This window comes from Sphingobacterium lactis, assembly GCF_051951495.1.
GTDB classification, from domain to species: domain Bacteria; phylum Bacteroidota; class Bacteroidia; order Sphingobacteriales; family Sphingobacteriaceae; genus Sphingobacterium; species Sphingobacterium lactis_A.
This window is the reverse complement of record NZ_JBNHAS010000001.1, coordinates 1,300,386-1,325,164: the sequence shown is the minus strand read 5'-3', so window position 1 is coordinate 1,325,164 and position 24,779 is coordinate 1,300,386. Positions and strand designations below refer to the sequence as shown.

The 24,779-nt window shown below is 33.5% G+C and carries 19 protein-coding genes; 17 read left to right on the top strand and 2 right to left on the bottom strand.

Going from position 1 to position 24,779, the window contains the following annotated elements:
* The first annotated feature begins 10 nt into the window (after positions 1–10).
* The 9 genes from ACP6L2_RS05695 (at position 11) to ACP6L2_RS05655 (ending at position 9,989) form a co-directional block, all read left to right on the top strand.
* The gene (locus ACP6L2_RS05695) at positions 11–1,165 is read left to right on the top strand and encodes a serine hydrolase domain-containing protein (RefSeq protein ID WP_440508314.1); all 1,155 of its coding nucleotides are present in this window, start codon (positions 11–13) and stop codon (positions 1,163–1,165) included.
* Between the two features lie 150 nt (positions 1,166–1,315).
* Entirely contained in the window at positions 1,316–2,515 is a 1,200-nt protein-coding gene (gene fabV / locus ACP6L2_RS05690) for an enoyl-ACP reductase FabV (RefSeq protein ID WP_440508313.1), read from the top strand.
* A gap of 289 nt (positions 2,516–2,804) precedes the next feature.
* On the top strand, positions 2,805–5,003 hold the full coding sequence (locus ACP6L2_RS05685) for a GAF domain-containing sensor histidine kinase (protein ID WP_440508312.1): 2,199 nt from the start codon (positions 2,805–2,807) through the stop codon (positions 5,001–5,003).
* A gap of 151 nt (positions 5,004–5,154) precedes the next feature.
* A complete protein-coding gene (gene lepA, locus ACP6L2_RS05680; RefSeq protein ID WP_440508311.1) occupies positions 5,155–6,945 on the top strand; it encodes a translation elongation factor 4 in 1,791 nt (596 codons plus the stop codon).
* Between the two features lie 31 nt (positions 6,946–6,976).
* Complete coding sequence (locus ACP6L2_RS05675; RefSeq protein WP_440508310.1) at positions 6,977–7,861, top strand: bifunctional 5,10-methylenetetrahydrofolate dehydrogenase/5,10-methenyltetrahydrofolate cyclohydrolase; 885 nt, start codon at positions 6,977–6,979, stop codon at positions 7,859–7,861.
* 71 nt (positions 7,862–7,932) lie between these two features.
* The gene (locus ACP6L2_RS05670; protein ID WP_440508309.1) at positions 7,933–8,442 is read left to right on the top strand and encodes a hypothetical protein; all 510 of its coding nucleotides are present in this window, start codon (positions 7,933–7,935) and stop codon (positions 8,440–8,442) included.
* A gap of 93 nt (positions 8,443–8,535) precedes the next feature.
* Positions 8,536–8,985, top strand: a complete 450-nt coding sequence (locus ACP6L2_RS05665; RefSeq protein ID WP_440508308.1) for a hypothetical protein — start codon at positions 8,536–8,538, stop codon at positions 8,983–8,985.
* An 81-nt stretch (positions 8,986–9,066) separates the two neighbouring features.
* A complete protein-coding gene (locus tag ACP6L2_RS05660) occupies positions 9,067–9,555 on the top strand; it encodes a BON domain-containing protein (protein WP_440508307.1) in 489 nt (162 codons plus the stop codon).
* Between the two features lie 11 nt (positions 9,556–9,566).
* Positions 9,567–9,989, top strand: a complete 423-nt coding sequence (locus ACP6L2_RS05655; RefSeq protein ID WP_440508306.1) for an SH3 domain-containing protein — start codon at positions 9,567–9,569, stop codon at positions 9,987–9,989.
* A gap of 62 nt (positions 9,990–10,051) precedes the next feature.
* Here ACP6L2_RS05655 and ACP6L2_RS05650 read toward each other — a convergent pair whose 3' ends face one another.
* Together ACP6L2_RS05650 and ACP6L2_RS05645 are read right to left on the bottom strand one after the other, a co-directional pair.
* Positions 10,052–10,624, bottom strand: coding sequence for an Ig-like domain-containing protein (locus ACP6L2_RS05650; protein WP_440508305.1), 573 nt, complete (start codon positions 10,622–10,624; stop codon positions 10,052–10,054).
* 294 nt (positions 10,625–10,918) lie between these two features.
* Entirely contained in the window at positions 10,919–11,689 is a 771-nt protein-coding gene (locus ACP6L2_RS05645; protein ID WP_440508304.1) for a DUF4382 domain-containing protein, read from the bottom strand.
* A gap of 704 nt (positions 11,690–12,393) precedes the next feature.
* Between ACP6L2_RS05645 and ACP6L2_RS05640 the strand changes: the two genes are divergently transcribed.
* The 8 genes from ACP6L2_RS05640 (at position 12,394) to ACP6L2_RS05605 (ending at position 24,772) form a co-directional block, all read left to right on the top strand.
* Positions 12,394–13,344 (top strand): helix-turn-helix domain-containing protein, encoded by a 951-nt coding sequence (locus ACP6L2_RS05640; protein WP_440508303.1) that lies wholly within the window; start codon positions 12,394–12,396, stop codon positions 13,342–13,344.
* Between the two features lie 41 nt (positions 13,345–13,385).
* Positions 13,386–14,432, top strand: a complete 1,047-nt coding sequence (locus tag ACP6L2_RS05635) for a helix-turn-helix domain-containing protein (protein WP_440508302.1) — start codon at positions 13,386–13,388, stop codon at positions 14,430–14,432.
* Positions 14,429–16,012 carry a helix-turn-helix domain-containing protein gene (locus ACP6L2_RS05630; protein WP_440508301.1) on the top strand — a complete coding sequence of 528 codons (1,584 nt, stop codon included), beginning with the start codon at positions 14,429–14,431 and terminating at the stop codon, positions 16,010–16,012. The genes ACP6L2_RS05635 and ACP6L2_RS05630 overlap by 4 nt, the downstream gene beginning before the upstream one ends.
* Before the next feature lie 853 nt (positions 16,013–16,865).
* Positions 16,866–17,822, top strand: a complete 957-nt coding sequence (locus ACP6L2_RS05625) for a HEAT repeat domain-containing protein (RefSeq protein ID WP_440508300.1) — start codon at positions 16,866–16,868, stop codon at positions 17,820–17,822.
* A gap of 16 nt (positions 17,823–17,838) precedes the next feature.
* The gene (locus ACP6L2_RS05620; RefSeq protein ID WP_440508299.1) at positions 17,839–19,290 is read left to right on the top strand and encodes a glycosyltransferase family 2 protein; all 1,452 of its coding nucleotides are present in this window, start codon (positions 17,839–17,841) and stop codon (positions 19,288–19,290) included.
* A 24-nt stretch (positions 19,291–19,314) separates the two neighbouring features.
* Positions 19,315–22,134, top strand: coding sequence for a tetratricopeptide repeat protein (locus ACP6L2_RS05615; RefSeq protein WP_440508298.1), 2,820 nt, complete (start codon positions 19,315–19,317; stop codon positions 22,132–22,134).
* A complete protein-coding gene (locus tag ACP6L2_RS05610; protein WP_440508297.1) occupies positions 22,121–24,247 on the top strand; it encodes a DUF4838 domain-containing protein in 2,127 nt (708 codons plus the stop codon). The genes ACP6L2_RS05615 and ACP6L2_RS05610 overlap by 14 nt, the downstream gene beginning before the upstream one ends.
* Before the next feature lie 9 nt (positions 24,248–24,256).
* Positions 24,257–24,772, top strand: coding sequence for a DUF1573 domain-containing protein (locus tag ACP6L2_RS05605; RefSeq protein WP_440508296.1), 516 nt, complete (start codon positions 24,257–24,259; stop codon positions 24,770–24,772).
* Positions 24,773–24,779 lie beyond the last annotated feature (7 nt).

Genomic DNA, 24,779 nt, shown 5'->3' with positions numbered 1-24,779 from the left:
ACAATCAACCATGAATTTTAGAATGCAATACCTAAAACCATTTTATTTGTTATTACTAAGTCTATTTTCCATACAATTGGGGGTAGCACAAAAGCGTAATTTTGAACAAGAACTAAAGACCTTAGCTGAAAAGCATGAGGCAGTGGGATTAACCGTGCTGGTGGTGAAAAATGGCAAACCAATCTATGAGAAAGCCATTGGATATAAAGATTTAGAAAATAAAACAGCCCTAAGCACGAAGGATTTATTTCGAATTGCCTCGATTTCCAAATCATTTAGCGCTACAGCCATTATGCAGTTGGTTGAACAAGGTAAGATTAGCCTAGATGACGATTTTAGTGATTTGATAGGTTTTAAAGTGAGAAATCCTAAATTCCCCGATACGAAGATAACCTTAGAGATGGTATTGTCACATCGTTCCAGTATTAACGATAGTAATGGTTACTTCAGTTTAGATGTATTAGACCCATCTAAAAATGAAAAATGGGAGAAGTCTTATAATAATTACGAGCCAGGTAAAGGATATGCTTACTGTAATTTGAACTTCAACATGGTAGGAGCGGTATTGGAAAGATTGACAAATGTTCGATTTGACAGCTATATCAAACAACAAATACTTAATCCATTGAAGTTGGCTGCAGGTTATTGCATCGATTCATTGGATAGTAGGCGGTTTGTAAAACTATATGAACTCGAAAATGGTTCTTTTAAAGAACAGCCATCAGCTTATAATCCACGTTCGGAAGAAATCAAAAACTATGTAATGGGGGAGAGTACACCTGTTTTTTCTCCAACTGGGGGGATGAAGATTTCAACCAAAGATTTAGCAAGATATATGATGATGCATATGAACTATGGACGTTTAGGAAAAGTGAAAATAATAGAAGAAGCGAGTTCTAAACGTATGCAAAAGGGATTGACAGAAAAGGAGAAATATGGATTAGCTTTGTTGGAAAACACGAATTTAATTGCTAGAGAGCATATGGTTGGTCATACAGGATCTGCGTATGGACTTTATAGTAATATGTTTTTTGAACCTGAGAAGAAATTTGGTTTTATTGTAATTACAAATGGTTGTCGCCCAACATATGTAGCAGACGGGGATGCTTTAAATTTCTCGAAAGAGGTTATCAATTTGTTATACAGGAACTTCATTATAAAATAAACTTCCTTCTTGAAATAGGAATATTAGAAGTAAAGAAGAGAAGTCATCCATAGGGTTAGACCTATATTTCTAAAAAATCAAGGTAAAAGCTGTTTCCTTGAAAAATTAACTACTTTTGTAGAAATTATTCAACTTTGAAATTATATAAAGATGATTATACAACCAAGAACTAGAGGTTTTATCTGTTTGACTGCACACCCAGAAGGTACAGCAGAACATATTAAACAACAGATTGACTATGTGAAATCAAAAGGCAAGATTGCCAATGGTCCAAAGAAAGTATTAGTAATCGGTGCATCCACCGGATTTGGTATTGCTTCCCGCATTACTGCTGCGTTTGGATCAGATGCAGCAACCATTGGGGTGTTTTTTGAAAAACCAGCCTCTGAAGGTAAATTGGGTACTGCTGGTTGGTATAACTCTGCAGCTTTTGAAAATGAAGCTCATGCAGCTGGTCTTTATGCGAAAAGCATAAATGGTGATGCATTCTCTGATGAGATCAAAAAACAAACTATTGAGTTAATCAAGAAAGATTTAGGACAAGTAGATCTAGTGGTTTATTCATTAGCATCGCCAAGAAGAACACATCCTAAAACTGGCGTTCAATATGCTTCAGTATTGAAACCAATTGATCAGCCTTTTACAGATAAAACCGTTGATTTCCATACAGGTGTGGTAACTGATATCACCATTAATCCTGTAGAGAACCAAGAAGACATCGATAATACCGTTGCGGTAATGGGCGGTGAGGATTGGAAATTTTGGATTGAGGATTTAAAGGCTGCTGGTGTATTAGCTGATGGTGTAAAAACTGTAGCTTATTCGTATATCGGCCCTGAATTAACCTATCCTATTTATAGAAATGGTACCATTGGTCGTGCTAAAGATGATTTGGAAGCAACTGTACCTGCATTGAATGATCTTTTGAGTGATATTCACGGTGTTTCATATGTTTCTGTAAATAAAGCATTAGTAACGCAGTCAAGCTCTGCTATCCCAGTAGTTCCTCTGTATATTTCATTGCTATACAAAGTGATGAAAGAAAAAGGAATTCATGAAGGAACGATTGAGCAAATGCAACGTCTTTTTGCGGAAAGATTATATACTGGTTCTGCTCCTGCATTGGACGAAAAAGGTAGAATCCGTGTGGATGACTTTGAAATGCGTGATGACGTTCAACAAGAAGTTGCTGAACTGTGGAAACAAACTACTACTGAAAACTTGGAAAGTATTTCTGATATTAAAGGATATCGTGATGATTTTTTCAATCTTTTTGGATTTAATTTTGATCAAATCGATTACGAAAAAGATACAAATGAAGTGGTACCAGTACCGAGTATCGAAAGTTAATTAAGATATATCCATAAATAGGAGAAGCACTGCAAAATAATGCAGTGCTTTTTTTATTTGATTTCTAATCAACATTAAATTATTCGAGTTTTTGTTAAATAGGGTTTTGTAAAGTCTTGTCTTTCAACTTTATTATCGGTCAATTTTGGATGCTTTTCATTTATTGTATTTCAAAAAAAAATATATTGCTGAAATAAGAACTTTTATTAAATTTATAATGAATTAACCCTTAGATTTGCAGGACCAGCTTAATGTAAAACAAGGGCGAAAAACTAACTATTATTAATTCATGGAGTATCAGACATTTTCTGAAGATAATGCACATTATCTTACTGATTGTATTCAATCGTATGGATATCTTCTGATCGTTGATCGAGATCTAACCTTAGTTAGTATCAGTGAAAATTGTAGCTCATGGTTAACTGAAAAAGTTAGTTCATTTTTAGGAAGTAACCTAAATAATCTTATTACTCAGCATCTCCCGGGAAATTATCAAAACTTGCAGAAAGGTATAGATCAAGTTATATCGGATTACAAAGAACGTGTTTGGTTAGAGGTTCTGGTTAAAGATGAAGAATGCTACTTGAATATCTATAATTTTGAAGATTATATTTATTTGGAGTTTGAAAAGAAGTCATTAGATAATAGTGTTTTCTTTCCAAAATTCGAGAGTTTTAATAGACTTCTAAATGAGAATAAAGAACATATTTGGGAGGTTGTTTGTGGATATATAGCAAAAATAAGTGGATTTGATCGAGTGCGCGTATTTCAGTACGATGAAGATGAGAATGGGATTGTTATTTCAGAGTATATTGGAAATGATGCACTAAAAGGAATTAAGGATTGTTATTATCCAAATATTGATGTTTTTAAATACGCGAAGCAGGTTCATTTAGTCAATGCAAGTCGTTATTCGGCACAGGTAGATGGTCCAACAGTTCGTATGCTTTCTAAGGATGGGATTTCTCCTAGTTTGCAGCAAACAGGGATACGAGCCGTCCTTCCATTACATGCTGAATACCTTATTCGGGACGGGGTGAATTCCAATATGAGTATGGGGATCACAGTCAAAGGTAAGTTGTGGGGTTATATTTTCTGTCAAAGCCAAGAAGCAAAGAGAGTTTCCTTATTGAAACGTGAGGCCATGCTAAGTTTTATACAAATGGCGATGAATGCTTATGAGGATACCCAACGAATATTGGAAAGGAAGTGGTATGAGGAAATCAAGAATTTCGAGTTGCTGCTAAAAGAACAATTAATCTTAAACCGAGACCTTTCTGAAGTATTAAAACAGTTAGGTGAAAAGCTTTGCGAGTTTGCAGATGCCGATGCTATGGTTATTCTTAGCGAAGGCAATATGTTCACTTATAAAATTGAAATTGGTAAAATTAAAGCCAATGCAATAGTAGATCAAATAGCTAGCCTTACAAAAGATCATTATTTTGCTGATCATGAATTTGTTCTAAAATATGGCAAGAAATTGGGTTTGAATTTCGAACGCTTTGCTGGAGTAGCTGGAATTGATGTGTTGCCAGAAAGAGGATTTACGATCCTATTTTTCAAAAGGGAGGTTATTCAGAAAAGAAAATGGGTTGAAAAGCCAGAGGAGTTGATGAATGAGCTAAATCCTTATATGGAGTTTGAAAATGAGCCTCATCCTAAATTTCAAATTTGGCATCAAACTACTTACAGGCGTTCGACAAAATGGACCAAAAATGAATTGTTCTTTTTTGAAAGGTTAAGAAACATAATCACGGATAGTTTTAAGCGATTGGCTCAAGAGATTAGTTTGTTGAATAACGAAGTACTCAACTTAAATAAAGCATTAGACGACTATGCCAATACGGTAAGCCATGATATAAAAAATCCACTTTCTGCTATTAATCTTTCCACCCAAATGATGATGCAAAAGTTGGATATGAATGAGGATTTAAGGTATAAAATGCTGAATAATACAAAAGATGCTGTTAAGGTGATTACCGACATGCTGACCTCCATTCACGAGTTTTCGAAAGTGAAGGGCTATGATTACAAAATGGAGCCTGTTTATCCAGTAGAGTTCATCCCTCAAATTGTAGAATTCAGTAAAATCAGATATGGTTCTGAACTGTTGTCTAGTAATTTTGGAAATCTTCTTCCGATCTATGGAGAGAAAACAATTATTTATCAATTATTTCAGAATTTCATTGGTAATGCCGTTAAATATAGTGCAAAATCAATAGCACCTAAGGTTTCTATCCATTCAGAATTGGATCATGAATTTGTTCGCTATATCATTGAGGATAATGGAATTGGAATTGCAAGAGAGGAATTAAGTAATATATTTGATTCATTTAAACGACTGTCTAACGCAGTAGATTATGAAGGTACCGGGTTGGGACTTTCTATTGCACGAAGAATCGCAGATCGACTTAATGTACAGATCAGTATTGATAGTGAGTTAGGAGAGGGGACAAAAATTGTCCTTCTATTTCCCAATGAAAATTAATTAGTGCTGTGACAATTAATTAATCTCTCGTATTTCTTGTTATATAATTGAAAGATATTAGCTTTTATTCTTAAAATGCTTCATTTAAAACGGGGAAAGCTCGTTTAAAAAAATTATATTTGCGAATTAATTTGAAGGCATAAAAACCTATATGAAGCATATACGCAATTTTTGTATCATCGCGCACATTGACCACGGTAAAAGTACATTGGCCGATAGATTGTTAGAGTTTACCAATACCATTACCCAACGTGAGGCACAAGCTCAGTTGTTGGACAATATGGACTTGGAACGTGAAAGAGGGATTACGATCAAGAGCCACGCTATCCAGATGGAATATGTGAAAGATGGACAGAAATATATCCTTAATCTTATTGATACCCCAGGACACGTGGATTTCTCGTACGAGGTTTCTAGATCCATTGCTGCCTGTGAGGGTGCTTTGCTTATCGTCGATGCTTCTCAAGGTATTCAAGCTCAGACTATTTCCAACCTTTATTTAGCTTTAGAGCATGATCTGGAAATTATCCCAATCTTAAACAAGATGGATCTTCCAGGGGCTATGCCTGAAGAAGTAAAGGATCAGATTGTTGATTTAATCGGTGGTAAACGTGAGGATATTATCCCTGCTTCTGGTAAGACAGGAATGGGAATCCCTGATATCTTAAATGCGATCGTCGAACGGGTGCCTGCTCCGGTCGGTGATCCTGATGCTCCATTACAAGCTTTGATTTTTGACTCCGTATTTAACTCCTTCCGTGGAATTATGGCCTATTTCAAAGTTGAAAACGGCGAAATCCGTAAAGGAGATAAGGTTAAATTTGTCGCTACTGGCAAAGAATACTATGCAGATGAGGTAGGAACTTTGAAGTTAAATCAGGTGCCTAAGGAAGTCATTAAGACAGGTGATGTGGGGTATATTATTTCTGGTATCAAAGAAGCTCGCGAAGTAAAGGTAGGAGATACCATTACCCATAAGGAAAGACCATGTGCGACGGCTATTCAAGGATTTGAAGAAGTTAAGCCAATGGTATTTGCTGGTATATATCCTGTTGATACAGAAGATTACGAAGAGCTTCGTGAATCTATGCACCGTCTTCAATTAAATGATGCTTCATTGGTTTTTGAACCAGAATCATCTGCTGCATTGGGTTTTGGATTCCGTTGTGGTTTCTTGGGAATGCTTCATATGGAGATTATCCAAGAGCGTTTAGAGCGTGAATTCGATATGACTGTTATTACAACAGTTCCCAACGTATCCTATAAAGCATTCTTGACAAAGGATAATGAAGAGGTGGTTGTGCACAATCCTTCAGACCTTCCAGATCCAAGTAAATTGGATAGCATTGAAGAGCCATATATCAAAGCGAATATCATTACTAAAGCTGAATTCGTAGGACCAGTAATGTCTCTATGTATTCAAAAGCGTGGTACCATTATCAATCAATCTTACTTAACCTCTGATCGTGTCGAGTTGGTGTTTGAAATGCCTATGGGTGAAATCGTATTTGACTTCTATGATAAGTTAAAAACTATTTCTAAAGGATATGCGTCATTTGATTATCATCAGATCGGATATAGGACTTCGGATTTGGTTAAATTGGATATACGTTTGAATGATGAACCAGTAGATGCTTTATCATCTTTAATTCACCGTAGTAATGCTTATGATTTTGGTAAAAAGATTTGTGAAAAGTTAAAAGAGCTTTTACCACGTCAGCAGTTTGAAATTCGTATTCAAGCATCTATTGGAGCTAAGATTATTGCAAGAGAGACTATTTCAGCTTTACGTAAAGATGTTACTGCGAAATGTTATGGTGGTGATATTTCTCGTAAGCGTAAGTTGTTAGAAAAACAGAAGAAAGGTAAGAAACGCATGCGTCAGGTTGGAAACGTAGAGATTCCACAGTCAGCGTTTATGGCAGTATTGAAACTTGATTAAACATAAGATAAATCAACCTTTTACATAAAATATGAAGTTACTAGACGGAAAAGAAGTTTCTGCAAAACTAAAAGAAGACATTAAGCGTGAAGCTGCAGAACTAACAGAAAAGTTAGGTCGTAAGCCACACTTGGTTGCTATTTTAGTAGGACATGATGGTGGAAGTGAAACTTACGTTGCCAGCAAAATGCGCAACTGTGAACAAGTAGGTTTTGATTCAACTAATCTTCACTATGAAGACGATATCACAGAAGAAGCATTATTAGCAAAAATCGCTGAAATCAATGCTGACGATGAGATTGATGGTTTAATTGTTCAATTACCCTTGCCGAAACATATCGATCCAGAGAAAGTAACGGAAGCTATTGATTATAGAAAAGATGTGGATGGTTTTCATCCAATCAATCTAGGTCGTATGCAAAGAAATTTACCAAGTTTTATTCCTGCTACGCCATATGGAATTATGTTGATGTTGGATCATTATAATTTGGATATTTCAGGTAAAAAGGCGGTCGTTGTAGGTCGTAGTAATATCGTTGGTTCACCGATGAGTATTTTATTGGCGCGTAATAGCAATCCAGGCAATTGTACTGTAACATTGACGCATAGTCGCACTCAAAATTTAAAAGAAGAGGTTTTGCAGGCTGATGTTGTTGTTGCTGCAATTGGTAGAAAGAACTTTGTGACTGCCGATATGGTTAAAGAAGGTGCTATTGTGATTGATGTTGGTATCAATAGAGAAACATCAACAGAAACCAAATCGGGTTATAAGCTTTATGGAGATGTTGATTTCAACGAAGTTTCTAAAAAAGCTTCTTGGATTACTCCTGTTCCAGGAGGAGTTGGATTGATGACCATTATTGGCTTATTAAAAAACACACTTGAGGCTGCAAAGGGAACTGTTTACCCTAAATAATTTGTGGTATAAATTTTGCGAATAACCCAATGATTAACTCGTAAACATATAAACAAAAATTACAGATTAACATGAAAAAAATTGGATTATTAGCAGCTGTTGCTTGTGCTATCGTAGTATCATCATGCAACAATAACACTTCCACAGTTGACAAGAATCACGATGGTGATACAACAGTTGGTGAACATTTAGATCATTCCATTGAAACAGCTGAAGAGCATGCTGCACATTTGAAAGCGGATGCTGATAAAGCAGTAGCTGACGCAGAGGCTGACATGAAAAAAGCGCAAGCTGATTTAGATGCAGCTGTAAAAAGTGGCGATAAAAAAGCACAAGATGCAGCTCAAAAAGCATTAGATGATGCGAAGACTGCTTGGGAAAAAACTAAAGATGCTGCTAAAGCTGCCGGAGAAGCTGTTGAAAAGGGAGTAAACAATGCTGTTGATGCAACGAAAGATGCTGCGCATAAAACTGGTGAAGCAATTGACAATGCTGCTGAAAAAACAGCTGATAAAGCAAAAGAAATATCTAACGAAGCTGAGCGTAAAGCTAAGAACGTTAAAGAAGCACTAGAAAACTAATTAAATATTTTATTTAAATTGGTTATTAGGTTTTTAATTGAAGCGCCAAATCACATTTGGCGCTTTTTTATGGACTAAAATTTAAATTGAAAAATGAAAATTGATAAATCATGTTGGATTCAAGAAATTACCTTACGTACTGAAGCTCGGTTGAAGGAAATCCTAGCTGCAATGGATTTGGCGAATGATAGTTTGGTTAATGACACCAAAAGCAGTATGGGTGATAAATATGAAACCTCCCGTGAAATGGCACAACAAGAATTGACTAGATTGCAGCAACAGTTAAAACAAGTTGAAAATGATTTGACGATATTACAGCTTCTTCCCCCTGAAAGCACTAATATTGTCGCATTGGGAAGCCTAGTTGTTACAAATCAATTTAATTACCTTATTTCCATATCAATTGGTCAAGTGAAATTTGAAGATGAAGTTCTTATGGTAATTTCTAAAGAATCACCGATAGGCAAGCTTTTATTAGGAAAATCTAGAGGAGATAAAATTGTCTTTAATGGAAATGAGATCATTATTAAAGATTTATTATAATTCGATAACAATTTCTTAAAACCATCTTACTGTTTTTTTGTTTAGATTTAGGTATACATTACTAACATAAAAACATAATTTATGAATCTTAAAAAATTCTTATCAGTAGCGATGGTTTCTGCAGTATTACTGTCGGGAACAGTCGCTTGTAAGTCCAAGATCTCAGATGCGGACTTAAAGGCAAAGGTTGAAACGGCTATTCAATCAAATCCAAATGTTCAGGTGGATGTAAAAGAAGGTGTTGTTACTTTAAATGGTACAGCAGCATCTGAAGAGGAAAAGATTAAAGTGGAGGATGCCGCAAAAGCAGCTGATGCTAAAGGTGTAAAATCTGTAGTTAACAACATTGTGGTAAATGTGCCGCAAATTGAAGTTAATACTAATACAGATGATTTAACTGCTAAGGTTAATGAGTTTACGAAGGATTTCCCTTCCGTAAAAACTACAGTAGCAGAAGGCGTAATTACAGTGACAGGCGAGTTGGAACAGGCTCGTGTACAGGCCTTGAAAATGGGATTAGATGCATTAAATCCTAAAAAAGTGGATATGTCTGGTCTTAAGGTTAAATAAGGAGGAAAATTATGAGTTTACAAAGCAAATATCAAGTATTGATCGATACAGCTAAGGCATCAGGAATTGATGATTTACAAATTGCTGAACAAGATGGCGTTTTACAAGTTCGTGGAACTGCACCAAACGCAGATGTAAAAAACAAATTGTGGGATGTTTATAATCAAATTGACCCTAATTTCTTATCTGGCGATGTGGTTATGAATGTAGATGTATCTACTTCAGTTGCGGGCTCTCAAGTTCGTGTAATTACGGAGAGTAGTAATTTAAATATCCGTAAAGGTCCTGGTACTGACCAACCGATTGTTGGAAAGGCTGCTAAAGATGAAGTTATTACTTTGATTAGCCGTGCTAATGACCAATGGTGGTTAGTAAGAACAAAAGATGGTGAAGAAGGCTATTGTTATGCACAATACCTTGAGCCCATTGGATAAATATTAAAAGTCAAATCTTATTTGACCTTTATTAAATAGGTAAAAGAGATTGAGGTTTATCCTCAATCTCTTTTTTTTAAATCGTTATAAAATATGTAAACAGCAATTAACCGTTTGTTTTCAAATTTGCCTAATACAATTTTTAAATTTTGATATTCATTACTGAAATTCATATTATCACCATCAGAATGATCTAAAATGTACCTTTCTTTATAAAATGTCCTTATGGTATGTTCTTTTTGAACATCTACTACACCGAATATAATTCCAGAATTCGATAACTTTTGATTAGAAAAGGTATAAAATATAGTCTTTCCATAAGCACTTGGACTTTCATATTCTGATACCATAAATGTTTTATTGATCAATTTCCGCTTTTCTTTTGATTCTATTTCTAGAATATCTGCATCTGGTATCAAAATAGGTTCTTGTATGTCTTCTACATAAGGAGTGACTATAATTTCTTTTTCGATTTCTTCTTCATTATGCTTGGCTTTGATAGTTGTTTTGCCTACATGCTTCGCTGATACTAGCCCATTTTGATTAATCTCTGCAACATAGGGATTGCTAGAATGCCAGTTAATTGTATTTTCAGGATGATTTGTGTTTAATATGATCGTTTCATCGTATTTCATTGTGCTCAGATCATTCATAATCTTGAAAGGAATGGGAGCTTTTGTTTTTTGACAAGATACTTGAGTAAGAGGTAAAAGAAATAGAAGGTAAACTAGGGGGGAAGTTAGTCGGTTTTGCATAAAGTTTAGTTTTTTACTAAGCTAAACTTATGATGTTAGGATAAAGAATACATGGTATTAATAATAAGTAAAAAATTATAGCTTAATTTAAATTAATTGTTAATTCTGTTGTTAATTTAAAATGCCATGTTATATACATGGCATTTTAAATTTGAATCCTTATCAAAAGGAAAACTAATTCAAATTAATTGTTCCTAAATCTTTTACTGTTCCTGTCGTTACTTCAATTGGCATAACAGTTTTTTCAGGATAATTACCTGCAGTAGGTTGAACCAATAACTTGTAGGTTCCTTGAGGTACACCTGGGAAATAGAATTGACCTGCTTCATCAGCCAAAGTTCCCAAAGTATCTGGTCCATTAATTAATAATAGGTGAGGGTATGCTTCTTTTGGAGACACTATCCCTTTTACAGTTCCTGAAACAGCAACTGGAACTGCTCTAATTACAGGTTTAAGCATGTACTTGCCATTTCCAGTTTGATGGATGGATTTGGAAGCATCAAAATCTAATAATAATGTATAAGCTACATTTGGAATTAGATCATCTTGTACTTTTAATTTAACTCCTGAAGATTGTCCACTAGGCGTGGTTAGAGGGTGTCTAACACCATCGATGATTACTTCATTACCATCGTCCTCTAATACCAATCTAATTTCTTGGATACGTCCAGAAGGCACATCGTGATGTGCCAATACGGTGTCCTTTCCTAAACGATATTCTAAAATATCAAATGGATGTTCATCAAGATCAATAATTTCTTTTCCACCGGAAGTAAGAATCTCAATATGATCGATATTTAGGAATATCTGATCATAATACCCTGGTGCATCCGTCATTTTTAAAGTAAGTGGTGTTTTTCCTTGAGAGGACATCCCATCATCATTACTACAGCTTACAAAGGCGAAGGCTGCCGAGGCAAGCATTAAAGATAAAATCGTTTTCATAGTTTCAATATTAAATCTATGTTAATTCAAATATTGTACCTATTTTATTGATCTATAAAATTTTAACATTTAACCTAAAAGTAGTTATATATTGGTATAGTCGGTCTTAATAGCTATTAACAAGTAAAAACATGCGAAATTAATATACAAAACAGATAAATATAACTTTCTTAAATGATTTCAATCATATATCAAATTATAATAAAGTATCTTTTATTATAATTATTATATTTGTTATAGATAAATTAATTTAATAAATAGGTTAAGGGGTAAAAAGATAGAAGTTGTGCCTTAAAGATTTTTGAAATTGTGGAAAGTGTGCATTTCATTTTTCATAAAGAGAAAATTATACTACAAAAAAGTTCTATTGATTTATCAAGATTTATTGAAAATTTATCAATGTACCATTGAAAATTAACCGATGTTAACAAATTAATCTCCATAAAAGGGAGAGCTTATAAATGAATCCTAAACATTCATTTAAAAGTCTAGTTCAGTTTTTTTAGTTTTCAATGCTGATGTTTAACAGTATTAATTTATTATTTGAGAAATTCTCAGGTGTACTTAACTATGTCCTTATGAGTTTACAATATCTTATGGAAATCTATATTATTCCTGGTTTTGTTACAATGTCATTTAGATAGTGTCTAAGTGGTTGAATTTGAATGAACTTTTTAAATATTGAGAAATTAACATAGCCAACAATGTTCAAAAATTACAATAGATTTAATTTGTTGATTTCTATCTTCTTTTTGTTATTGATAGTCCATGTTCCATTAATGATCAACAAGTTTGATCTACAGATCGGTTTATTATATGGTCCAATATTGCTTTTTGCTTATTTCTCTTTAAATAAATTATCAGCGAATAAGACAATTGCCACGCTGCATTTCCTTCCATTCTTTTTCTTCAGCATAACCTATTTAACGGCATTAAATAGACTTACTATAACCTATGTAATCATGTTTGATGCAGTAAACTTAATTTCATTGTTGAGCTATTCGATTTATATTTTAAGGAGGACAGTTCGAGACATTAAATTAAATGAAAAGCTGAAAATGCTTTTGTTAGAGATACTCTGTCTTTTTGGATTAGCGGTTAGTTTTTTTCTATCAATAGGTATTGCCAATAGATTTTATAAATTCAATTCTGGAGTAAATACCGAATTTATTATTATTTCAATTTCTGTTTTTTCAATAGTCATTCTAATAGGTTATTTCATTTCCAAATACACAAATGTTAATACTCAAGTTTACTATAAGTTGGCTGAATCTAATGTTACCCTAACTGATGAGCTGACCATTACTCAGAAGAATTATTGTATTGAACGTTTTACTAATTCCATGGAAAAGGACCGGTTATTTCTTGATGCAAAACTGACGGAGGAAAAGCTTCTTAAGTTTACAGGGATGACCGATAAGTGCCTAGATTTTTTTTTAATGCAACATTTAGAGTTGGAATTTGAGGATTGGGTAGCGAAATATCGTGTTAATCATGCTTTGGCTTTACTTAATTCGGATAATCCTGATGTAAAGGTAGAATTCTTAGCTAATCTTTCTGGATTTCCTTCAAAGGCAGAATTCAATAAATATTTTAAATTATATACAGGATATTCCGCAACGGAATATCGAAGTAGAAAAATGATCAAATCATGATTATAGTTTTTATTTACGGTCTCATTATAATGGTTTGCTTAATGGGGTTACAAATTTATTATTTACTACCTGAAAAAAACAGTTTTGATAAGGTAATCATGAGTTTGTTTATAGTCGTTTTGATCCATATTAGTTTTGCTGCAATATTTCGGGATGTTGTAAAAGGCTATCAATTTGTCGATAGAGGAGCCCCATTTGGAATGTTATATGGACCATTGCTTTTTTTTGCTTTTAAGTCATCTCAAGGAAAGCTGATACGACCACTACAGATCTTTCAGCATCTTTTACCATTTTTAATTTTATTAACTGTATTTGTTTATTTTTTAGCATCTCCAACTTTTAGATTGAATAATAGTAGAGACTATTATTTTGCCTTGTATTCGCTATTTGGTCTTTCTTGGTTATTTTATCCAATTCTGTTGCTTTTTCAAGGATCGAGGATAGACCTGGCACTTTTCAATATTAAAAGGATTTTCTATTATTCCATTATCCTTTTATTAATTCTTTCGGCTATTATTTTGCCAATAATATTTTCTAGCTTTTTAAATCAAGAATCAGCAGATACCCCAATTTCAGGGGCCACTGTTTATTTAATCATGCTATTTGGGGCTGTTCTAACCTATAATTATATGTTGAAGGAATTGGCGCAACGTAAAATATTACCTACTAAGATTCTATTAAATGAATTAGTACCTAAGGACATCCAAAATGAATCGGTTGTTGATGAAGGATTTAAACACCTTTTATACGAAGAAAAGGTACTAGAATATTTAAAACAAGAAACCTATTTGGACCCTGAATTTAGCATTGAAAAAATGCAAAAGGATTTAAAGATGAGTAGAAGCCAATTATCTCAATTTTTTAAGGAGTATTATAAGCAAAATGTCCTCAAAACGATTAATTCCTTACGAATACAGGCAGTTTGTAGTGCTTTAGAGCAAGAGGATTTTGACATGAATATTGAGGAATTAGCCCTTCGATGTGGATTCAGTTCTAGAGCATCATTTTATAGAAACTTTAGCTTAGAAAAGGACTGCACACCATTTGAATATAGAGATCGCATTATAAAAAAAGACACCTACCTATGAAATATTTTGTACTGATACTAGTTTATTCCATCTTTTCCTTGAAAACTGCTCTTGGTCAAGAAACGAAATTTGAGGAGTTATTAAAATTGGTGGAAACTAAATATTTCTGGACAGATCTTCAAAAGGCAGAAAAAATTATCGATTCATTAATTAATGCTACTAGCAGTTCCGAACAAGAGATTAGAGCATTATTATTAGGTGCTAGAATTTCGAGGAGGGATGGGAATTTCTTTCTAGCAATTCAAAGAACTCGAATCGCTGAAAGGAAGGCCGAATTATCTGGATATTATGAATTGGCTTGTAAAGCGTCTTGGCTTTTAAGTGATAATTTTTTAGAAACTGGTTTGATAGGTGAAGCAAATCGATATTTACTTCGTGCAAAGAGAAATGCCGAATTAATTCGAGAACCCTCCAAAATGAAACCTATTCAAACCAATCTTCTTCAAGAAGAAGCAAGAGGGTTAATGGCAAAATCTGATTATGTTGCTGCGATTAAATTACTGGAAAGTAGTGCCTTCCAGGTTAAAAGCAATTCAAGTAACTTCTCTTTAAATGTTGAACAACATATTAATTTTCAACATTTAATGGGGGTTTGCTACCTCGAACTAGGTAAATTAAACCTCTCTGGGAAATATTTGTATGAGGCCCTTCAGCATGCAGGATCTTTAAAAGATGAAACAAAACTCGCGATTTACCAAGCTCAAGCAGAGCGTTTATATAAGTTGGGAGAGTTGGATTCTTGTAAGTATTTTTTGGATAAAGCCCATCCTTATGTTTTGAAGGCTGACCCCATTCGTTTAAAAGAACGTGTGTATTGGACCTTTGCGCGGTATTTCGCTAGTAAAGGTGATTATATGAATTCCAATAAATATTTTGAGTTCTTTAATCAAGCAGTTTTAGAAAGAGCAGACCTTGCAGGACAAATTGCAGATGAACTTATTAAAGAGTTTAATAAAGAGCAGCTCAGTATCAAAAAAAGAAATCTAATCCTTTTATGGACGCTAATTGCTTTTATTGTAGTGGCAGTATTCTATTATATTGTGAAAAAACAAGGACCTAGAGTACATCTCCCTCTCGTTGAACCTGATCAGAATAAATCATTACGAATGGATTTGATTGAGTTAGATATTCCTTCTAAACTTCAGATCAAAGAAAATCCTGTAGAGAATGATCTTAATATATCATTAGATACCGAGAATAGATTAGTCCGAGATTTAAATATTTTGGAAACCGATTTATTTTTCTTGGACAAGAATATTACATTAACTAATCTGGCAAATAAACTACAGTCGAATCAGAAATATGTTTCTTATGTTATCCGAAAATATAGGAGTCAAAACTTTAATGACTATGTACTAAACCTTCGTATTCATTATCTAATTGATCAACTTAAAGAGAATGAAGTTATGTTGGATTACAAATTATCTTATTTAGCGGATTTGGCCGGATTTTCTTCACATAGTAAATTCACTATGGCATTTAAATCAGTGGTGGGTATGCCTCCTTCTCAATATATGGAGGACTTGCGCGAATTAATTATGAAAAGAAGTAATTGCTCTTACGTCTTGACAAACCATTAATGGCTATTATCAGTACTTCTTTTTAATTAACGTTCATTAATATAGCTGGATTTTAATTTCTAAAATGTCCACCTTTTCCGTTTAAACCACCATTGACTTTAACAATTTTGTGGAATTTTCAAAGTGGACAATCTCAATTTTGATTTTCGTTTTTATAAAATCGGAAATGAGATTTAAACTCATTTTACGCTAATTACCTCAAAAAATGAAATTCTTCTTGTTATTGGGTTAAATCTTCTTTTGATCATTTTGTTGACTTTTTCATAAAGAAGAATGTTAATCTCATTTTTACTTAAAAAAAATAAATAAGTATGCGTTTTTATGACTAAAATGAGATGTCCACCCCCTAAATCAAGCATTTTTGTGTCTAAAAAAATCATCGTCCTTTCAATTTCTCGAATTTTAATACATATATGCTGTTTTTTATAGATTAAATATTAAACGTCTAATAATCAATTAAATATATGTTAATCATAGTGTCTTGAAAATGAAAATTTCAGTTAAAATTAAATATTGAGACATGCTTTCTATATGATTCATGGTAATTTTGAATTGTCGAATTAGTCGATAGTTTTTGCAAACACGCACAAAACCGCTTATTAATTTTACGGTAATAAATTTTTCAAAATCATTATTAACAAAACAAACTACGATTATGGATTTGAGTTTTTATTTTAAATATTACCTCCTTTATTTAGAGAATAAATTCATGGGGTACCCAGTAGTTATTCGATTGACAGTATTAATTGTCATGGCATTGATTTGCATCTATTTATTCAGCCTAGTAAGGTTTGTTTGGATCAATAGACGAATACGCAAAAAAGAAAAGATCAAAGAGCGTCTGATAAATCGATTGGATGGAAGAATACATTCCATTCTATCGAATAATGATAACCTTTCTGAAAAGAATATTCAAGATCAACTCTCTGACGTTTTTCCGATTATAAAATCAAAGAGAAAGGATTTAATAACCGACTTATTAATTGACATTAGTGATGAATTAAAGAAAGGCAAAGCCCATTGGAATGAGGAAAACTACAAAACGCTTATTTATTCCTTAGAAATACCTATGTTTTGGGAGTCTGAACTGATGTCCAATAGCTCTAGTAGAAGACATGAGGCATTGCGTAAGCTTGATGATTTGGGAAAGGGGTTTACTAGTTCGATTTTAATGCGTTCTACCAATCATAAGAATAAAGAGCTTCGAAAGCAAGCTCGAGCTGCAGTACTTAAATATGATAATATTGATCCATATAAGTTTTTAGATGACAGTTTTGATCAAGACTTTAATGCACTGGATGAAATATTAATTCATCGATTTTTAGCTGAAAAGGCAATAAATGGTCGTCTTCCCGTTCTTTCTCGTTGGGTAAATAACGCTAAAAATGTGAATTTTAAAGCCTTTATGATTAGAGAAATTGGAAAGTTTAAACAAACCGAATGTAGTACTTTCCTTGTTTCCTTATTGCAAGATGAGCTTCCTCCAATATTAAAATCGTCAATTATTTATTCCCTTGGTGAATTGAATTGTTATGAACAAGAGGAAAGATTTATTCAAATGTATCCTATTACAAATTCTGATGTTCAAAAGTCAATTATTGATGCCTTAGTAAATTTTAATACACAGACAGGGCTTGACTTTTTAACTAAACAATTCTTTAAATCTACTGATAACGAACAGAAAGTTCATTTAGCTTATTCCATAAAAAAGTTTGGGGAACAAGGTAGAATAAGCTTAGAAAACCTATCTGCACGTTCAAATGATTTTGAACGTAAAATATTTGATCAGGTAAAATATCAATTAAGCTAAATAAAACTAACCAATTATGTTTGACTTTCTTTTTAGTTTTTATGGTTATGTCATATTCTTTTATGCCACCACCATTACCATCATCTACATTGGTTTAGCAGTTTTAGGCTATTTTAATATTCTTCGTAATCGGGTGAAATATACCAAACGTGAAGAGCAAATTCTGATTGATTATCCAGAAACAGCTCCTGGTATATCAATTGTTGCCCCAGCGTTTAATGAAGAAGTAATTATTGTAGATTCTGTGAATTCCTTGCTTTCCTTGGAATATCCTACCTATGAAATTATCATTGTAAATGATGGAAGTGAGGACAGTACTCTAGATCTATTGGTATCACGCTTTGATCTAATTGAAGTTCCTTATGCATATTTAGAAAAAGTAGCTTGTAAACCATTTAAACGAATATTTAAATCTACGAATCCTTTATATGAAAAATTAATTGTTGTCGATAAGGTAAATGGTGGCACCAAGGCTGATGCAATGAATGCTGGTGTAAATGTCGCAAAGTATGATTACTTCATCAATACGGATGTTGATTGTATTCTAGCCTCCGATACACTAACTAAAGTTATTTTACCAGTACTAGACTCAGACATTCCTGTGATTGCTGTTGGTGCTACGATGCGTATGGCTAATGGTTGTGAATATAGAGATGGTAAGATTACACGTGTAAGACCTCCAGCTGATTTTGTTCCAACTTTTCAAGAGACAGAATATTTACGATCTTATCTTGTGGCTAAGATGGGCTGGTCAGCATTGAATGCTATTCCTAATGTGTCTGGTGGTTTCGGCTTATTTGAAAAAAACACTGTAATCGCTTGTGGTGGATTTGATACCAAATCTCATGCAGAAGATATGGACATGACGCTTCGATTGATTGCACATAAACGAGAAAATAATCTTCCTTATAAAATTGTGCAAGTACCACATTCCCTTTGTTGGACTGAGGGACCTCCAAACTTACAAGTCTTAGCTAGACAGCGAACTCGATGGGGAAGAGGATTATTGCAAATCTTTTTTGTCCATAGAAAATTCCTTTTCAATCGTAAGTATGGTAGAATGGGATGGGTTATCATGCCTTATGCTTTCTTTTTTGAACTCCTAGCTCCAATCATTGAAATATCCGGATTCTTGTTTTTATTATTTCAATTATATACTGAACAAATCAATTTCAACACCTTCTGGTTGATGCTAGCCTATGTTTATCTCATTGGTATAAGTATTTCGACAATAACCATCATGTTTGATATATCTATCAATAAACTCTATAGGAACTTAAATGAATACATGAGATTGGTTTTATTCTCTGCTTTTGAGGCTATGATGTATCATCCGTTTGTCGTCATATTTACTATCCGTGGTTATTTCCAGTTTTTAACCAAAAAAAGTTTTAAATGGGGTAATATGACAAGACAGGGATTTAATTCACCAAAAGATCCCATCAGCACAACGTCCAAAGCAGCCTAATTTATTTATTGTTTTTTTCACAACATGAATCTTCTACAAAATAAATTGAAACGAAGAACCATTTTTTATGCCTTATTTACTTCATTATTTGTTGTAAATCTGTATCCTCATGAACTAATGGCTCAACAAAAACTACATATTTCTGATAAGGGAAATGTAGTAAAAGAAATATCTGCTCTTTTTAAAAAGGGTGACCTTGAAGGTGCAAAACAAATTATCGATAGGAACTTGGCAAAAACACCTAAGGATTCTGATCTTCGAATGTTTTTAGGAAAATATTACATGCTTCGTAAGCATTATGATAAGGCTCGGTATGAACTAAATAAAGCCGTAGAATATAATCCAGGAAACGTCGATGCTAAACAATTACTTGTAACCGTAGAAACTGAGACAAAAAGATATTCTAGTGCCATTTGTTATGTCAATGAATTATTAGAAGTAAATCCTTATTGGCGAGGTTTATGGCGCAAAAAAATCGAATTATATAGGTTGCAAGGAAATAAGGTTGAAGCAGACAGGTTACTAAAAAGGATTTCTCAGATTTTTCCTGATGATAGTGAAATTCAAACAGACATCGTTTACCAAGCGGAACTTTCGGCAAATACATTGCGTAAGAACGGAAAAATTGATGATGCTATTGAAATTAATAAGCTATTGCTTCAAGAAAGACCTAATCAATTAGCTACATACCTTGATTTAATTAATTCTTACATTAAAACTGGTGATTATCCTGCTGCTCTGGCAACAACAGAAAGAGGATTGAATCATTTCCCTAATAATGGTGCTTTAATCGATAAAAAAATAAGCATACTTGATCATGAGAACCGTTATGATGAGATCTTAAGCCTCCTTCAACAGCAAATGAAAATTGGCGGTTCTGCATCCTATACTAGTAAATACAATTATTTTTTAGTTGAAGCAGCACGATATGCCAAAGCAAATGATCCTGCAGTTCTATATGGCAAGATATTGGCCAATGATGAAGGGAATGAGGAAGCATTTCAATATGTCTTTAATTCTACTGTTGCTCAACAGCAGTATGATGAAGCCTTAGACATTTTACATCGATTTATGACTGTCCGAGGTAATAGTAAAGTCTTGTCATTAAAAGAATTGGATGTTTATAAGCTAAAAGGCGATAAAAATAAAATTAATCAAATTACGAAGTCCTTATTCCAAAGTTATCCTACTGATTCAGATATAAAAGCGGCCTATTTGAATGTTTTAACTGGTGAAATCCGTGATCATATGGCAAGCCAAGAGTATAAAACAGCTTTTCCTAAATTGAATGAGGTTTTAAGACATGGTGATCCAGAACAACAAGCTTTTGCTTTGAATGGCTTGTACAATGCGTATTTCCAAACAGGTCAATTCTCAGATGCCCTAATTCTATTAAAGGAAAAAATTACACAAGATCCTTCCAATGAAGATCTATACATCAAGTTAGCCGGAATTTATGAAAGACAACAACAATATGAGCAAGCTGCTGAAATTTATGAACAATTACTTCTGAAGGTAGCAGAAGAAAAGAAATCAAATTATTTGTCAGGATATCACGCATTGGTTCAGAAGATAGTCAAGGAGGCAAATGAAGCTGGGCAATATGCACTAGCCTTTGCTTGGTCGGAGCGATGGTTAAAACATGATCAAGAAAATAAAGATGCTTTAATGTATGCGGTTAATCTTTCATACCAATTGAAGGAATATTCTAAAATGTTAAACTACGCAAGGCACGCAAATAAGGTGTATCCTAATGATATCCAATTTAAACTGAAATTACTAACAGCAAATATGCTAAATGGAGCAGCTGTTAAAGAAATGTACCTTGCAGTTCAACAAGAAATTAACGTATATCCATTTAATGAACAGGTGCAACTAAGTTTTGTTCAGTTTTCTAAGGATTATGGTCAACAGTTATTAAAAGAACGTTCAAATACAGAGTTAATCCAAGTCATGAACAGTGCATTGGTTTATCAACCGGCAGATAAAGAGATGAAGTACCTTAAAGGTCTAGCCTATGAAAATTTGCATCAATTTGATTCAGCCTATTTTTATCAGCGATATTATGAGCCTACCTACTTAGAACAAGAGGATTTTAAAGCTCATTTGAACTACTTAAATCAAAGAGGATTGAAAAACCAAGTTGGATTAAATCACCTTAGGACACGTTTTGGTGATATGAGCAATATACAGACTATTTCAACCTTTGAATACAGTAGGTTGTCTTCAATAGACACTTATACAGCTCGCTTTAATTATGCAGGACGTGAGGAAGGAAAGGGAGTACAGGCACAATTAGAGTGGGGAAGAAGCTGGTCGCCTAAATGGTCAAGTAGAGTAGACTTAGCTTACTCTAAGATGTTTTTTCCAAAGTTAGCCGCTCAAATTGCTTTATCGAGAACCCTAGAAAAGGAATGGGAAACCGAAGTGGCAATAGGCTATCGTAAATTATATACGGAAGAAACGATGTATAATGCAACTATAGGAGTAACCAAAGAAATCAATTCCTTTCGATTAAATGCAAAATATACACAGTTTCTATTAGACGATATTATGTTATTTAATTTCGGCGTTCAAGCTCGATATGCATTAAACTCACCTAAGAATTACATAGTGGGAATGGCCAATGTTGGTAATAGCCCTGATATAGATATTATTAACTACCAATTCGTTAATTCATATTCCGTATTAAATGCTATGGTAGGTGCTGGTGCAGGTCGAATGATTTCCAAAAACCTTTCAATAGGCGTATTAGGTACTTGGTATAACTTCGAGACTAATCCTTCTTATTCCCTTTATAGAAATTTATACAATCTGTATTTACAAGTCCATGTATCGTTTTAATTTCATATTGTTAATGCTGTTCCTCTTGCTATTAAGCTGTACTAATAGCTACAGCCAATTGGCTGCTGACGGTTATGTGATCCTAAATGAAGGTGATGCTAAAAGTGAGAAATGGGCTTCTTATTTATTTGATCATTTAAAGAAAAGAGCTAAGGATACATCAATATTGCAGGTAGCAAATACTGATGCAAATATTCCAAAAGGATATAAAAGCATTTATATTCATTTTGATGAAGATTTAGAACAGGACTATAGCATTTCTAACGTAAGTCAACGATTGCATATTACTGTAAAAAGTGACCGTGTAGCTCTTTGGATGGTTTACCAATTAATTGATCGAATTGCTGAAGTTAATACTAATTTCGATTCTTCGGATATTTCACCAGCATGGATTAACTTCCATGATCATCAGAAATCTTTTGATTTTTCTTATAGAGAACCGCATTATCAACCCAATACTGATTTAGATATAGCGGCTATATGGAATACAAATAACGTAGATGTCGATTGGGGAATCTGGGGTCATAATCTTTCTAGATTCATCAAAGATGATAAAGATGTATATGCCACCTACCAAGATAAATTGAATAAGAATCAATTTTGCTTTTCTAGTGATGGGTTATTCCATCAATTGGAACATTATATTTTAGATACTTATGGAAAAGGAAGGCATGATAAACCTACCTATTTCATGATTGCTCCAAATGATAATCAAATAGCTTGTACATGTGACCGATGTACTGAATTGGGAAATAAGGAAGTTAATAGTACAGCAACAGTAGTCCATTTAATTAATAGATTAAGCGAGAAGTTTCCATTTCATAAGTTTTTTACCATAGTTTATGGACCCGTTAAAGAAGCTCCTGAACATGGATTAGCCGATAATGCTGGTGTATTTATCAGTACAATCGATATTCCTAAAGGCAAACCTCTTTCGGATGGTAAAGCCTTTAAAAGTTTTCAAAATTTATTGTACCAATGGAAGGCCAAAACAGACAATATCTTTCTTTGGGATTATGCATCAAATTTTGATGACTACTTAAGCCCTCAGCCTTCTTTACTTGCATTGCAAAACCAACTGAAAACCTTTAAGTCTTTGGGGATAAATGGTCTTTTCTTAAATGCCAGTGGATATGATTACAGTAGTTTTGATGATGTGAAAAATTATGTTTCAGCAGCTTTGATGTTTGATTCTGAGCTGTCTGTGAATGATCTTGTTAGAAGGTATTTTAAACGCTTCTATCCAAAAACACATGAATTATTATCGGAGTATTACCTCCAATTGGAAAATCAGTCATTTAGTAATAAAAAAGGATATGAACTTTATGCAGCATTTCCTCAAATCACAAAGACCTATTTCAGTATTTCTTCATTTCAAGATTTTAATAAACATTTGGAGTTGGTGTATAAATCTGCAGGTGAAGATGAGCAATCTCGTCTTAGAAAATTACGTTTAGCACTACTTTATACTAATCTACAAATAGCCTACTTCAACGGCCTTCAAAAAGACGGGGCATTTATGAAAAAAAGCGATCGTATTTCTGTAAAACAAGAAATTAATCAATTACTTGATCGATTTGAAGGGGAGGCGAAAGCAACTGAAATTGCAATTTACAAAGAGTCTGAAGGCTCTATTTCAAATTATTTAAAAGATTGGCGATCATATTCATCCATAAATTCTAAAATCAATCTGCTAAACCCTAAAGCATTAAATGCAATAGGGCAAGATCCTGTTTCAGCATCCGAAATAGATCTATTAGCAAATAATGTTTTGGGCTTTCCATCAGATTTTAATCAAGGATGGGTTATTCGAAATCAAGAGACACATCTGCAGTTTAATGTGCCTGATACTAATCCTAAGGAATTAGTTATTCGACAATTAATCCATAAAAAACATCGATTTAATACTATACAATCCATAATAGTTAAGCAGAATAATAAGATTCTACTTAAAAAAGAATTCAAAACCGTTTCAAGTTCTCATGAAGTCATAGAAACAAGATTAAAACTACCAATCCTCCAAAAGGACGTTGCTGTTGATCTAATCCTTGTACCAGCTAAAAATGAGAATCAACGTATAGCTATCGATGAAATTCAAATCCTTAATTTATAAAAACAGCTTATGAAAAAGATACATATTTTGATTTGTTTATTAAGTGTTTCTCTTTTTGCATCATGTTTTGATCCAAAGAATGAAAAAACTCAAATTGAAGTGATTGATAATGATAGACACTATTATCCAATTCAAACCGGACAACCATTAGATGTCGTTTTTAAAGTCAAGAATATCGGGTCACATCCCTTGATTATGACAGATATTATTACTTCCTGTGGTTGTTTATTGATTAATAAATCGACAACAATGAATATTCCGGCAGGGGAAGAGGGGCTTGTTAGTGTAACATATAATAGCACTAAAAATGTAGGCTATGTAAAACATTGGATTGAAGTTTATGGCAATTTTAAAACTGCTGCAAAAGTAGAGCTCATTTTCGATGTCAATGTAGTACCAGATGCACTTTATAGTAAGGACTATGAAGAACTGCATCAGTTGGAAAAAGAAAAAAATGGAAATATAAAGGACCTAGTTGATGGCAAAGCCAATAACAAAGGATATTATATGAGTTTTAGTGAATAACCTAATA